The organism is Erwinia pyrifoliae DSM 12163 (genome assembly GCF_000026985.1).
Lineage (GTDB): Bacteria > Pseudomonadota > Gammaproteobacteria > Enterobacterales > Enterobacteriaceae > Erwinia > Erwinia pyrifoliae.
This window is the reverse complement of sequence record NC_017390.1, coordinates 747,096-762,257: the sequence shown is the minus strand read 5'-3', so window position 1 is coordinate 762,257 and position 15,162 is coordinate 747,096. Positions and strand designations below refer to the sequence as shown.

Annotated in this window: 8 protein-coding genes and 1 pseudogene; 1 reads left to right on the top strand and 8 read right to left on the bottom strand. The window is 47.4% G+C overall.

The annotated features are described in order from the left end of the window. Positions 1–119: 119 nt before the first annotated feature. The 3 genes from EPYR_RS03415 to EPYR_RS03405 all read right to left on the bottom strand — a co-directional run bounded on the left by EPYR_RS03415 (position 120) and on the right by EPYR_RS03405 (position 6,913). Positions 120–764 (bottom strand): DNA-3-methyladenine glycosylase I, encoded by a 645-nt coding sequence (locus EPYR_RS03415; protein ID WP_012667014.1) that lies wholly within the window; start codon positions 762–764, stop codon positions 120–122. Between the two features lie 65 nt (positions 765–829). After that, complete coding sequence (tri1, locus tag EPYR_RS03410; protein ID WP_012667013.1) at positions 830–1,924, bottom strand: ADP-ribosylarginine hydrolase Tri1; 1,095 nt, start codon at positions 1,922–1,924, stop codon at positions 830–832. 183 nt (positions 1,925–2,107) lie between these two features. Further along, entirely contained in the window at positions 2,108–6,913 is a 4,806-nt protein-coding gene (locus EPYR_RS03405; protein WP_012667012.1) for a membrane-targeted effector domain-containing toxin, read from the bottom strand. 2,034 nt (positions 6,914–8,947) lie between these two features. Here EPYR_RS03405 and EPYR_RS03395 point away from each other — a divergent pair. Then, positions 8,948–9,988, top strand: a complete 1,041-nt coding sequence (locus EPYR_RS03395) for an IS630 family transposase (protein WP_012666458.1) — start codon at positions 8,948–8,950, stop codon at positions 9,986–9,988. Between the two features lie 15 nt (positions 9,989–10,003). Here EPYR_RS03395 and EPYR_RS21385 read toward each other — a convergent pair. The 5 genes and pseudogenes from EPYR_RS21385 to EPYR_RS03365 form a co-directional block, all read right to left on the bottom strand. Beyond that, positions 10,004–10,259: pseudogene (locus tag EPYR_RS21385) on the bottom strand (lysozyme inhibitor LprI family protein). A 184-nt stretch (positions 10,260–10,443) separates the two neighbouring features. Then, the gene (locus EPYR_RS03385; protein ID WP_226060701.1) at positions 10,444–11,112 is read right to left on the bottom strand and encodes a hypothetical protein; all 669 of its coding nucleotides are present in this window, start codon (positions 11,110–11,112) and stop codon (positions 10,444–10,446) included. 269 nt (positions 11,113–11,381) lie between these two features. Further along, positions 11,382–11,777, bottom strand: a complete 396-nt coding sequence (locus tag EPYR_RS03380) for a hypothetical protein (RefSeq protein WP_226060700.1) — start codon at positions 11,775–11,777, stop codon at positions 11,382–11,384. Positions 11,778–12,622: 845 nt separating this feature from the next. Continuing rightward, a complete protein-coding gene (locus EPYR_RS03370; protein ID WP_012667005.1) occupies positions 12,623–13,129 on the bottom strand; it encodes a glycoside hydrolase family 108 protein in 507 nt (168 codons plus the stop codon). A gap of 79 nt (positions 13,130–13,208) precedes the next feature. Next, positions 13,209–15,137 carry a type VI secretion system Vgr family protein gene (locus EPYR_RS03365; RefSeq protein ID WP_014538562.1) on the bottom strand — a complete coding sequence of 643 codons (1,929 nt, stop codon included), beginning with the start codon at positions 15,135–15,137 and terminating at the stop codon, positions 13,209–13,211. Positions 15,138–15,162: the final 25 nt, after the last annotated feature.

Sequence of the window (15,162 nt, the reverse complement as noted above, 5' to 3'; positions counted from 1 at the left end):
TAGCGGGATCCACAGCTGATTGAACGTTAATGGTCGGCATTTTCGCCGATCCCAGCGCCAGACACAATGCAGAACGGCGCTGAATCAGTCGAAAGACGACAGTGCGCTGCATTAATTCGCTAAGAGCGCCCCGCTAATAGCAAGCGGGCGGTTTCGCATGCCTCACGGCAGCAGCAGCCTGCAAGATGATCGTTCACCAGCCCCAGCGCCTGCATCAGTGAATACGCGGTTACCGGCCCTACCCACGTCCAGCCGCGCTTCTTCAGCGCCTGCGACATGGCTATCGCCTGTGGGGAGGTTTTGTGCGTCTGCCAGTCATCAAAATCAATAAGCGCCGGGCGATCCTCTGCTGCGGGGGCAAATTGCCAGAACCACGCGGCCAGCGAACCCGCCTCCTGCTCCAGCGCCAGCGCACAGCGCGCATTATTGATTGCCGAGCAGATTTTCGCTCGATTGCGCACGATGCCTTGATCCGCCATCAGCCGCGCCACATCCTCGTCGTCGTAGCACGCCACGCGCCGATAGTCGAAGCCGTCAAAGGCGCGGCGAAAATTTTCACGTTTGTGGTAAATCATCTGCCACGACATGCCGGAGTGGAAGCTCTCCAGGCAGACTTTTTCAAATAGCAGGCGGTCGTCCACCACCGGCCTGCCCCACTCATTATCATGATAGTCCGGCATTGACGGCTGCCAGAAACAGCAGGGACGCCCGTCAGCACTGAGAATCAGTCCCGGCGGCTGTCGGTCTGAGCGGTTTTTTTGCATCGTTACTCCGGGGCGGTTGCGCTAAGTACGGAAGGGATTCGGCGGTCAGACTGGGCAATAATGCGCTACGCCACCGGCGCGGCTGCAAACAATTGCTGCGCCAGCAGGGCAATGCGCGGCTCTTCGACCAGTTTTTTTCGCCACTCCAGCGGGATGGCGCTGTAGCCGTAAAGCGCCCCGGCAATCTGACCGGCGGTGGCGGCCACGCTGTCGGCATCGTCGGCCAGATTGGCCGCCAGCAGCACCGCATCACGGAAATTATCCGTCTGCCATACCGCCCACATCGCCGCTTCCAGCGTATCAATAACATAGCCGCTGGAGCGGATCTGCTCGCGGGATTTCTGCTGATATTCCCCGGCGTTAATCAGCGCGGTTCGGGCATTAAACGGACACAGCGCCGGAGCCATTACCGTGCGCTTATCTGCGCCATTCAGCAGTAAACAGAGCACCCGCGCCAGCAGGCGGCTGGCATCCAGCGACTCCAGCGCGCCGTGAGTGGCGCGCCCCTGCTGTTCTGCATCATGCAGGGTACGCAGCAGAGAGTGACGCTGAAAAATCGCCGCCGGGGCCAGACGGATAATCGCCGCATTGCCCGCGCTATGAGGCTCGGTATTGCCGAACCAGTCAGCGCCCTGAAGCAGGTACTGCTCCAGCGCATAACGGGTGGCATTACCGATATCAAAACAGGTACCGTTGGCGCTGTTGACCCCTTGTCGATACCAGTTAACCAGCCGGTTACGAAACTCGGTCAGATCCAGCCTGCCGAGATCAAGATAGGTTTCCGCCAGGCACAGCGCCATTGAAGTGTCATCGGTCCACTCGCCCGCGTTCAGCTGAAAGGGGCCGCCGCCCACCATATCGCTGACGAACTGCTGGTCACGCGGCAGAAACTCCAGCGTGGTGCCCACCGCATCCGCCACCGCCAGCCCGACCAGCGCCCCTTTGGCGCGATCTAACCGCTGTTGTTCGCTGCCCTGCGGCGGCGGATGACTCAACCAGTGCGGCAGTGGATTTTGCCCGCTCAGCCAGCGGCCATAATCCGGCTGCAGGCAACGGTCATGCGCAATGTCATCGTGATACTCCGCCGGGCAGTACTGGCGATAGTGATTAAATACATAGCTGTTAAGCAATGGATAAGGTTGACGCAGATCGATGGGCATAACTCTCTTCTTATCTAAGGTAAAAGGGAGACAAGTGCAAAGCGGTTAGCATCTGCACACCGGGCAGTGCAAACTGCCTGCCCCCGATGCGGCAGGCATATCAGCCGGTGCAAGGGCAGAGCATGTGTTAAAAGCACCAGTCCGGGCTTCGTGATCCCGGACGACCATCTCCAGCCATGATCATCAGGCAACCAGCTTCATACCCCGGTTGCTTTGAATAAATCTTACCATCTCATCCAGGCGCTTAAACCTTTCTCTGGAAACGATATCCCAACGAGGTTCATTGGTATTCAGATAAAAATGATTATCTGTCGTCGTCTCTATCGGGTACTGCATTAAATTAGACTCTCTATCCATATATATCAGAACGTTTTTATTACCTCTGCGCTTGATAACGAACTGACCGGGAATATGTAATAAACTTTCTGCAGAAGGCGGTGCCGCCACGCGGCGCATATCAGTGACCCCCATTTCAAGTAAAAAATCCGCTTGTGCAATCCTTGCGCGGCTCGCACGAAAACAGTGATAAACCTCACCAGGATCTTTAAATATTCCGCCAGCTTCACCCGCGGGAAGATCGTTAACCCGAATACTGACGATTCCGTTTAAGTCAGCCAGACCAGGCACACCTTCGAAAGTATTTGTATGAGCGCTCCCCACCAGCGCAATCCATTTATTTTGGTGGTGTAACTGATTTTTATTTATCAGTAAGTGAGAGTAGTAATTCATTAATGCCACCCTGTCAGTGTTTCCTGAACCTGGCGAAAATCCATTATAACTGACAAATGAATCGATAGCCGTAATCCGAATTTTCCTCTTCTGTGCCGTTTGAATCAGCGTCATAAAGTTATAAATTCCGAGCAGGTCTGTCCAACCCATAACATCCATGTCATTGATGAATTCTTTCAGGCTGAGCGACATTTTCCCTGTCTGAAAGTAACTATCCAGATCGGCCTGATGCATATCCGTCTGCAGGTGTTCGATATAAAGTGTCCTGACGCCGTTTTTATAGAGAATATCAATATTATCAATAATAAACTTTTTACTGGCTATTGATGAATGGTCCTCACCTATGGCGACACCGTTGTTCCTTTCATATATCTTTGAAAAAATATCTTCCGGTTTATCCGTTAATGCTATTGCGGGGATATGACATTTATTAATATAACTCACTCCCTTTTGAAAGAACTTCCCTGCCTCCGCCAGCATTTCGTCCGTCTGCTTTCTGAAAACACTGACGATATTTTCTTCTTCTGGTGTAAGATCATTTGCGTAATAATCCCTGTTATTCAATATTTTTTTATCCATCCTCAATACCGTCTCCCTCATTTCTGCAGGCATAAGAAATTTTCGATATTCCATAAACGACAACCTTCTCATGGCTGAATGCAGCTGTGCCAATGCCTGGCTGGTTCCTGCGCACTCCATCATATTCTCTTCTGGCGTGTTGAAGTAATACCCTCCCCCATCTCTGCTGGTAGTAACCTCTGCAATTCTCTTTTTAATTAATTTTCCAAAAACACCACCTGATTTTGGCCCGATAACAGAAAGAATTTCATCCGAATGGTTGGGATGTTCATTTTTAAATCTGAAAAAGACGTCCTCGTATTTTATATATAGCTTTCCATCCGGATTCGCAAACAGCCCAGGATGGGATTTTGCCGGCTTAATAGAAGCATTCTCGCTCTCAGGAACGCCATAACGCTTATTTTCTTTGAAAATAGTTTCCAGCCTGGGGGACAGATGCACGCAGCGTCCGCCAGGTGAGCGCCCCGCCCGACAGGGCTTATACTTTACATCCAGCCTGTTAGCATAATTGATTTTGTAAAACAGGTGATCAAACCGGGCTACTTCTACTCCATTTTTATCACCAACGTGCCATAACCAATTTTCTCTTCCGGGGTAAATCCGATAGAACTGGTTATTCACTTTCAATGCCTGGATTGTTTGTTTCGTCAGCGGATCTGTGTAGGTATATAAACCGTTATCATCAGGAGTAGCATGTATTAAACTTGGTGAAGAAAGCGCAGGAACATCATTAAGTACATATTGAAGTTTATTGGCGGGATAAAGGTTTGCCGCAGCATTTTTTATTACGCCAGGATGGAAGTATCCATCCTCCAGAAGGTAGTGTAAGCCGAACGCTTCCCCCGTTTCAGGATTAAAACGAACATAAACCTTTCGGCCGTTTTCATCCCCGACACGTTTTAAAGGTAATCTAATTTCCGCGTCGGAGATCAGTGCGATTACTGATTCATCTGATGATGCAACAGACTTGATATCATTTATGCCTGGCGGCATGATTTTGCTCGCCAGGTCAGCTGTCTGGCTGTCGGAGGCCAGCAACGTCTTAATTTTTTTGCAAAAGCTCCTGCTGACAGTAGTCAACAGCTCAAAACCAGGATCGATGCTTCTCAGTGTTGTTTTTCCTAATAAAGCCATCTCAGCCATACTGGGCAAGCTGACATAGTTGAGCGTGCTTTTAGCCGCTACCCGTACTCCTGCCCCCTTGGCCAGACTGGCTACACCATGACGAACCCCAACAGCAAGCTTCATAGCAAAACGTCCTCCCAAACCTGCTGCTCTCCCTATTCCAGGAACAAGCTGTGCAGCGTCCATCATGCATGAAGGAACAGCCTGCATGGGATCATTGCTTATTATTCCTTCGAGACAGTCATAAAAGGGAATGCCTACCTTGACTACCTTCCAGACCTTTTCGAAATCGGAAGGATCGTTACCCACTTTATAAAGAGAATCATAGAGATCGTCACGATGGATTTTGCTAAGAAATTTTATCAGTAATTGAATATCTCCATTACGAGCGGTAACAACATTATCGTCAGCTTTTATTGTATAGTGAAATTCATTGCCGCTACTCCTGACCGTATGATCGGAAAATTCATAATTTTTTCCAAAAAAATTATAATCAATAATCCCGGAATCGATATAGTTACGGATGCCATGATCAACCCGGATGATATTATAACCAGTCATTCCTGCACTTATTCTTGTCAGCGCATAGATTCTCTCTTCATTTCCCTGACTCACGGAAACAAGATCGATTTTCTTCAGTGAGAGATAGGTTACCGTCGGCGTTGCTACTCCGTATGTGGCCCAGGTGCCCTTATGGGTTTTCATACTAAATTTGACAGGACGCATTATGGCGTCTGGTGCAGTAATGAAAGTATATTCAACCCTTGGCAAATTTTTTAATGATGAATAAATAAGATATTTGTCGAGTTCAAGGAAGCTGTTTGCCACATTATTTGTCAGCTCCCTGTACTTATCACTCAAACTAGCGGGGGCGCCTTTACAGGGCGTTGCCGCCCCAGTCATATAATGCTGCCTGAGCTTTTCACGGTTCTGTTTTGGAGAAAGAGAGGCATATCCCCAATTGTCTGCCAGGACGGCTGATCCAGGGGGGCACTGGGATATGATACTATCTGCCAGTTTTCTCTTAGGTAGCCATGATTTGATCGCATCGTAATATTTTTGGTAGGTCGGGCGGATAGCATTTTTTTTTCTGATTTGTATATATTCGTCAACTTCAGCCGGACTAATATCGCGGAGGTTCATCTCATAGCGGACATTTTTGGGTGAATGTTTAGCCATATAAAAGAGGGTTGGCACTCGAAGATAACCTATTTGATCTTCAGTAAGATTTCCGTCTGCGGCTAAATCCCATATTCTGTCACCGGCTTTCACTGCGTCTTCTAAGGTAATGTTCGGTTGTTTAATATCATCAAGAAATCTTGCACCAGCATAAAGTGAAGCAAACTTATCGCTATACAGTAAGGGATCTTTGTCCGAGTAATCTGCAAACCTTAGAAACGGCATGTCTTCATTGAGTATGGATAACCATATCTGGTTGAAAGCATCAAAATATCTTTTATCAGATCCATTTTCTGATACGTAATTGTGTTTATACAGTGACGGCAGTGAGAAATTCTCTTTGATACTTTTGGGCTTATTATCAGAATGATACTTATTGAAAGCTATCCTCCTGGCAACAATTTCTACCGGAAGACAATCCAGTACATTGCTGAAAAACCAGTGACGGACAACCGATGTTGCCTGCATGGCAGAGAGTGGCTCGCTCTCTCTTCCTCCATACAGATCATCTGCTTCGAGTATTATTCTCGCTAATATACCTGTTCTTTCTTCTTGCATACTCATGCCATCTGAATCTACGCTTAAAAGATAGGCTGCTGCTGCAAAATAGATATCTTGTTTATTGACAGCCAATTCTTCAAGATAATTTTCGTTATAAAGATGCCAACTAATTTCACGGTTTGCCTCTTTTACCCCTACCGGAGTTTCCATATGCCGTCTTCCCCTTATGGGGACGGATTCTGACTCCTTCGCCGTCGTTTTTTTCAAACCCGGCACAACGGATGGAAAAGCCGGGGGTTCAATGCTACTAAAGTTCACCGCATCGTCGTGGCTAAAAGGATAAATAGCGGATGAATCCTCTGCCGCTCTGCCACTATCAGCGTCAGTAAAATTTGAAACAGGGTAGCCCGTAGCGGCTTGATGACCGGAATAATCCCCTTCCTGAGGATCCCTGCCACCTCTTTTGAAATAGTATCCCGCCCCGAGGCCCGATCCGGCAAGTAAAGCCGCGCCCAGAGCAATCCCTACCTTCCCCTTCAGTAATAACGGCAGAATCTGCTGCCCATTTTGTATACGGCGTGAATCATTGATTAACTCAGCCTCGCTGCGAAAAACCTCGCCCTCTGTGTGAACGGCTTTTAATTCAATATGTTGTTCGCAGGCCCGGTATACTTGCAAGGGAGACCGCTCACGCAACGAGCGGTAAACACCTTTCCCGGCGTTCAAAACCGGATTGACAACATACCTGAAGGTCGAATTGGTTACAGACTTCAGCAAGTTACTGAGTAAAGTTGCCTCCGTGTTAGGTTCGGATGAATCGCCAGGAGCACAGGATAAAAGGGGCTGAGGGGGTATTTGCAGGGTTATATTAGGCACGATGCAGTCTCCAGAGATAAAATGAGTGAGGAAAACCTACATCAATTTAACGTAATTCTCACAGTAACTTTAGCCATTCGATATCAATTAATATCAAAAAACGATTTTTATTTTTTACGGAGCCATTCTTTATCTGGAAGATTTTACCCGGGTGAAATATATGAACTTTTAGACGGCTCGACTTTATTTTTATGCCAGGCATGACAGCTGCGTTTATAGTGAGTAATCACACATTAGCGCGAATATATCGCGCTATGCTCTGGCAAACCGGCTTTATTGGAAACAAACTGCACGGCATTACGATAATAACACTGCTAATTTTCACAGCAAGGCGTTCATAGAACGCCACCTGCCTTAGGCTTATGCCCGTGAAATAGTCATGAATACTACGGATTTCATTGATAGAGCAAGAGACTTCTCAGATGCTAATAGCAGAATAGCAAGACTCCAAAAAAATCGTTACGAAATACTGGCTCTGCTCACACCTGCCGAAGTAGTGATAAAAAGGATCGATGAATGGATCGGTTTTAAATCCTGTTAATTAGTTAATAAGATTACCCCTAGCGTAATCTTATTCGAATATCGACTGATGAACGCGACAATTCCTTTTGCGAAGGCAACACCTACCTGCGGGAATGGGCATTCCTGTCTCACCAGCCAGCGCGCAAAACCGTTTGATTCTTTATAAACACCCGCGTGCCGATGGGATATGTCAATGGCCGCTGGCGTGGCGGGCTGTTCAAAGTAAAAAGCCGGAAGGATCTGGGGATCGCTTCCGGCTCTATTTTGTTTATTTAATGAGTATCGTTTAAAAGTGAAGCTAAAATTGCCAGACTGGTGTTCATCGAGCCTATATTGCTTGCCAGGGGCATTTTAATGCCATTACCCATGATTTCATCGTTAAATATTCCCCAAACTAACTATGTGTGTTAAATATTTTCAAATCGTTATACTGATAAGCAAAAGCATTAACAGACAGGCAAAATATAAAAGCCAGTGAGAATTTAAGTTTTTTTATCACTGTAACCTCAAAGACTTATTTAGCTGATAAATACGTCGTTTTCTAAAAACGAAAATGGAGATAAAACTTATAATAGTATTATCGTTATCGGTGCGACGATCTGCTTTCAGTACTTACATCCACCTTCCCGTCTGGTTTACCAGCATCTGATTACCCTGAGTGACTTTTAGCGTTGGTGGTTCAAAAGAGATATGGTATTCGACAATGCCACTTTTAAAAATAGCGCCTGTCGCCCGGTGAGTTTTATCATCAATAGTTCGCCCGCTAAGTTTTATTTGACTGTTATCTTTATTGCGTAAACCATAATAAGNCACGTCCTGGCAGGACACATTAAAATCCCCACACCCGTTCACAATGGTAATGGTGAAACTANCCGTCGAAAACGTTCTGGTTTTCATCATGCTGGTTAATTTAGCATCTTCTTTTTTAAGTGAAAAAGACTTGGGGGCATAGAACTCCCCTGCGATGGGATCGCTGACTAATTTCCACATCATACCCTTGTTGATTTATTGAAAGTTCAGCCCTGCCGTTTTTTCCACCAAANGTAGAATTAAAAAATATATTTGCTTTATCGCCGCTGACGCTGCCGTGTAAATTATCTTCGCCGTCATCAGCACAATCAATGCGGTTCCCTTTCTGGGTAACGTAACAATAGCTTCCGTTTAATTTCTCACCAGTCTGATTTATCTTTAGTGATAAGTTTGAATAAGGCGCGCCATCTTCATCATTAATTGATCCTATCCATTTTCCCGAAAAGTCTGTCATTGAAAATGTTGAAAGAGAGAGCGACGCGGTTAATAAAGCAATGCCATTTATTATTTTACTCATATATATTTCCGCAGCAGGTCGGGCACAAGACAAATTTCAGTGATAACGGTGGCGCTATGACTACCGTTCGCCTTGCCGCCCCTAAATAGCTGCGCGGAATAGTAGATCACTTTGAGGGAACTCAGCCCGGATTGTGCGATCTGATCAATCGCCAAATCAAAACAAATCACCAACCGGACTGAGCAATGCCGATCATAGCACCCATTTCCCGTGAAGAACGACGCCTGATGCGAAAAGCTATCCATAAAACGCGCGATAAAAATCATGCCCGCAGGCTGACGGCCATACTGATGTTGCACCGGGGAAACCGTGTCAGCCACGTCGCCAGAACGCTCTGTTGCGCCCGTTCATCCGTCGGGCGCTGGATTAACTGGTTTACGTTGTCCGGTGTTGAAGGTCTGAAATCGTTGCCCGCAGGGCGCTCCCGCCGATGGCCATTTGAGCATATCTGCACTCTGTTACGTGAACTGATAAAGCACTCTCCCGGCGATTTTGGTTATCAGCGTTCACGCTGGAGTACGGAATTGTTGGCTATAAAAATTAAAGACATAACCGGCTGCCGGTTGCATGCAGGAACCGTCCGTCGCTGGTTGCCCGCTGCCGGGCTGGTGTGGCGCAGAGCTGCGCCAACCCTGCGGATCCGTGACCCGCACAAAGATGAAAAGATGGCGGTGATCCGCCAGGCGTTGGACAAATGCAGCGCAGAGCATCCGGTATTTTATGAAGATGAAGTGGATATCCACCTCAATCCAAAAATCGGTGCTGACTGGCAACTGCGCGGGCAGCAAAGACGCGTGGTAACACCGGGTCAAAATGAAAAATATTACCTGGCGGGTGCGCTGCACAGCGGAACGGGCAAAGTCAGTTACGTTGGCGGTAACAGCAAAAGTTCGGTGCTGTTTATCAGCCTGCTTAAGCACCTGAAAGCGAGTTACCGCCGGGCAAAAACGATCACGCTGATTGTCGATAACTATATCATCCACAAAAGCCGTGAAACGCTGAGCTGGCTGAAACAGAATCCAAAGTTCAGGGTGATTTACCAGCCGGTTTACTCGCCGTGGGTCAATCATGTTGAGCGCCTGTGGCAGGCGCTGCACGATACCATTACACGCAATCATCAGTGCCGGTCAATGTGGCAACTGTTGAAAAAAGTACGCCACTTTATGAAAACGGTCAGCCCGTTCCCGGGCGGTAAACACGGACTGGCAAAAGTGGAGCGCTATTAGACGCAGCTATTTAGTTTACTGGCTAAAATCATCGGCGCGTTGCGCCGTCATCTTCAAATAGCAGCTATCGGCAATCACGGCAGACAGCGTTCCACCGGCTTCCTGAGAGGCAAAAGCATTGCAGTCTAAATCCCTGAATTTTACCCACTGTCGCTGCGCATCAATAAAGTTTTTTTTTCACATCAGCACTCATTGTCGAGATAAACTTCCTGTAGTTATCATTCAGCCTTTTATCCTGAACGATTATCTCATCAGCATAACAATCACGCATTGACACTGTTACCCCGGCCGCTTTATCCATACACTGATTATAGCTGTCAGAATAAGCATCCTCTTTAGCCTGCACGGTAAAAGAAAACAGAAGCACAATAAATGCAGCAATAAATAATTTCATTTTACATCCCGCCAGTTAACATTCTAAGCACGCTCTTTAATGCTTAAAAAAAACATACTGATTATTTCTTTTCTGGTTGCGAAAGCTGCTGAGGATCGGTAGACCAGACGCCTCTTTCCGTCAGCACTTTTCTGTCGTTCACTTTGACCGTTAAGGACGAATCGTCTGTTTCAAGGATATATTGCGTGTTTTTATTGGTAAACTCATAAACATTCACCGGGCATACGATGCTATCGCAATGAAATCTGATAACCTTACCTGATAACACTAATGTCGCGCCATCCGACTTTCTCTTACCGGTATAGGTGGCGCTGTTGCAAACTTTGTTTTTATCCTGACAGTTAAGATCGACTCTGATCACAAAACCTGGTGTGTTTAAATATCTTGTCTCAGGTTCTTTATTGACAAAGCCGGAGGGTGTTTCCTTATCGTTAAAAGTGACATTTTCAAAACGGCCGCCCCATTGCTTTATATCTGGCTGGATATCGCTACTCTCTTTATCATTGGTAAAATAGACTATTTTTGTGTTATCAGGTATCAGCCATGCGGCGTAGATTCTGCCATCAGGCTTAATCACCATCGCCGAGGCATTTTGCATTCTCAGATCCTGTAGCCATCCCTCGATAAATAACCCATGATCAGTTGTTTCATGAGGCTCTCCATAGACATCAAAATTCCCAATGAAATCTTGATAGTGCTCACCAAGAGTGCTTTTAATGTCGTTATCCAAATTTTTATCTTTGAATATATTAACCACGCTATTTAAGTTATTGAACTTTCTCAAATCATCATACTGATAAGCAAAAGCATTAATAGACGTGAAAAATATAAAAACAAGAGAGAATTTAAGGTTTGTTATCACTGTAGCCTCGAAAATCAATTAACTGATAATTTGGAAAATTTTTGCAGCTCATATTCATAGCGATCCGACAATCCTTTTCCATAAGCGTCCCACCGTGTTATTTTTGCACTTTCACAGTGGGATTTTTAAAGAAAAAGCTATTTCTTTACCGAATAAAAAGAACCATCAGTGGTGCCAGCATCAGTTAACAGTGAGAGATTTTGACGATCGACCTTAAATCTGAACAGATGTACTGATGTGTCCGGGTCTCCTCCGCAGATTGCGTATTTTTTATCCTCACGCACGTCAACAATATAATAATTCTTATCTGATCCCTCATCAAAATCGTAAGCCAGACAGTGATCCCTTAATGAAGATAATTTGTTATCACGGATCGCCTGATGGACAATCAGTACGGCAATATCTTCATTTGTTTGTTTAATCTGAAAAGTCTTTTTATTTATTTCTAACTTGCTCAATGGCTGAGAATTTACTGAGAATAAAGCCAGTGAAAAAATAAAGCTTAGAGTAATAACAATTATATTCCTCATCATATAAAGCTTCTTAATCAAGAACGGTTAAATTTTGCGTTCGAATAAGTCAGGTTCTGACAAAAAATTGAGATAGTTTGAACAATGCCATCATCTTTATTATCCATGCGATGATCTATTGTAAATGATCACATCCACCTTCCAGTCTGGTTTACCAGCACCTGATTACCCTGAGTGACTTTTAGCGTTGGTGGTTCAAAGGAAACAAGATATTCGACAATGCCACTTTTAAAAATAGCGCCTGTCGCCCGGTGAGTTTTATCATCAATAGTTCGCCCGCTAAGTTTTATTTGACTGTTATCTTTATTGCGTAAACCATAATAAGNCACGTCCTGGCAGGACACATTAAAATCCCCACACCCGTTCACAATGGTAATGGTGAAACTANCCGTCGAAAACGTTCTGGTTTTCATCATGCTGGTTAATTTAGCATCTTCTTTTTTAAGTGAAAAAGACTTGGGGGCATAGAACTCCCCTGCGATGGGATCGCTGACTAATTTCCACATCATACCCTTGTGATTTATTGAAAGCTCAGCCCTACCGTTTTTTCCACCAAAAGTAGAATTAAAAAATATATTTGCTTTATCGCCGCTGACGCTGCCGTGTAAATTATCTTCGCCGTCATCAGCACAATCAATGCGGTTCCCTTTCTGGGTAACGTAACAATAGCTTCCGTTTAATTTCTCACCAGTCTGATTTATCTTTAGTGATAAGTTTGAATAAGGCGCGCCATCTTCATCATTAATTGATCCTATCCATTTNCCCGAAAAGTCTGTCATCGAAAATGATGCAAAAGAGAGTAAGGCCGTCGATAAAGCAATACTATATTTTATTTTTCTCATCCGTACTCATCCTTTAAATTTTAAGCAATCATTAACACGGTTAAGCCAACCGTCTATATTCGCTTTATTACTTGGGTTTACATCCACTAAATGCTTATAGTATGCGACTCTTACTTTGGCAATACTGTTAGTTAGTTTACCAGAGTCTGAAACACTGTTCATCGCAGAAATCGTATCAGGGCCAATAGCTCCGTCTACTGCAAGCTTATGCCCAAATTCATTGTTTAGCAGCTTCTGTATCTCCTTCCCCGCACCACCAGATGTAATGCTCCAGTCATATGCCATTAGAGCCAGTTTTGGATCTTTAATATCATTAAACCCACTCACTTCCCAATAACGCTTTCTATAGATGACCTCAGCTTGCTCCGCGGTAATTTTTTTTAAATTAGGAAGGGTAGGATCTATCCCCAGATCTTCTTTGGCATATTTTTTCCATGTGTTCCATGCAATGCCATGATTTGTTGGCCCTCCTTTATCTGCTACTCGATTAGAATAACCTCCTTCATGCTTCAAAATAATTGCCGAAAGCTTAGAGAAGTTATCACCTTTGCCAACAGGGTAATTTATTGATTGAGTTGGTGCAGTAGAAGCGTTACTCCCCTTTTTTTGTCGGGAACAGCGCTTCCACGGCACGGGTAATATTGGCTTTATGGGATGAACCCGGTGCGGCGGTGGCTGCCCCCGTACCATCATTAATATTCAGCTTACCGCCGGTATTGATAAAGCCGTCCTGTTCTACACAGAAATTAAAGCCCTTGCCGACAATATTGATCTGCCCGCTGGCGGTCAGTTCAATGACGCTTTCACCACACTCCAGGCGCAGCGTGGTGCCGGAACCTATTACATAGGCTTCTGCCGCCGCATCGCTTTTCCCTTTGCCGGTCAGCAGCTGTTCGCCGCCCTTAATGCCGTGCACGCGATCGGTCTCTACCCGGTGCAGCTCACTTTCTCCAACGTAATGACTGTGATTTTTACCCACGCTGTGGCTGGCATCATTCTTCACCTGGGTATCCATATTGCGCTCGGCCTGGATCCACACCTGCTCCTCGCCCGCCTTATCCTCAAAGCGCAGCGCGTTGGCGTTGTCCGGCGTGCCGTCTTTTGAGCGGCTCATAAAGCCCATCTGCGTGGCGGCGGCGGGCAGCGCCCACGGCGGCATGCTCGCCTCGTTGTACACGCGACCGGTGACGATTGGCCGATCCGGATCGCCGTTGATAAAGTCGACAACCACCTCGTCGCCCACGCGCGGGATCTGCACCCCGCCATAGCCCTGGCCCGCCCAGGCGCTGGAGACGCGCACCCAGCACGAGCTAGTATCGTCGCCTTTTGCCAGCCTGTCCCAGTGAAATTTCACTTTGATGCGGCCATATTTATCGGTCCAGATCGACTCGCCCTTCGGCCCCACCACCTTCGCCGTCTGCGGCCCGTGGGTGCGCGGCCACGGCGTTCCCGGCGTGGCGCGGAAAGTCACGCCGGAGGGGATTACGCGGATGGCGATATTGTGTTTTGTTCCGCCACCACCGTCACCGCTGGCATACTGGTTCTCTTCAAAATCGTAGTACGCCTCCGTGGTCAGGTACTCGCCGTTATCGCTGATAAACGGCGTGTTCAGCACCGTAAAGGTGTTGCCCGGCGCCAGCCCCAGCGCGGTGCCGGCGGCGCTAATCTGCTGGTGCTCCGCCTGCCACACCTCCTGACGAATGCGCGCATAGAATTCGCCGTGGTCGTGGTCAACAAAATGCCCCGGCCAGTCGTAAACGTCGATGGCACCCGGCTGCGGCGACGCCGGATTCTGCCGCGCCTGCAGCATCCATGCGTTCGGTTTGCGGAAGTCGTAGTCGTCGATGCTGTACATCCCCGGCGTCACGCTGTCCTCCAGTGACCACAGCCCGATGCCCTCTTCACTGGTGCTGCCGCCGGACGGCGTGACGTGGTAAGGGATCGCCTCGTAGCCGCTGAACGGCTGATGCTGCTGCGCCGCGTCCATCAGCACCAGCCTGTGCCCGTCCGCCTCGTGGCGGAAGTAGTAGTAGATCCCCTCCAGCTCCATCAGNCGGCTGATAAAGTTAAAGCTGCTCTCCTGGTACTGCACGCAGTACTCCCAGCTGCGGTAGCTGCCGGTCAGCCGGTCTTCCAGCGCCACGTTGTACTCACCCAGCAGGGTTTTGACGATCTGCGGCACCGTCTGCCCCTGGAAAATGCGCAGATTTTTGTCGCGCTTCAGCGGCCACAGGTCCGGCTCCATCACCAGGGTNTACACCGCGTAGCGCGTGCCGCTCAGCTCCTGGCTGCGGACCGAAACTTTGGTGATTTTGCCGTTCAGATAGCGCGTGCTCATTATGCCCTGGGTGGGGATGCAAACGGTGATCGGCTGGCCGAGCAGCGCCCTGCGCTCAATGCGCGCGTCGGTGCTTAACAGCTGCACGCTCAGTTCAAATGACTGCGACAGCGCTTCGCGCCCGCTCATGCGCCAGAACAGCAGGCCGTCCATCGGCAGCTGTACGGTGATACGGTCAAACATAACTCTCTCCTTAAAACAGCACCCA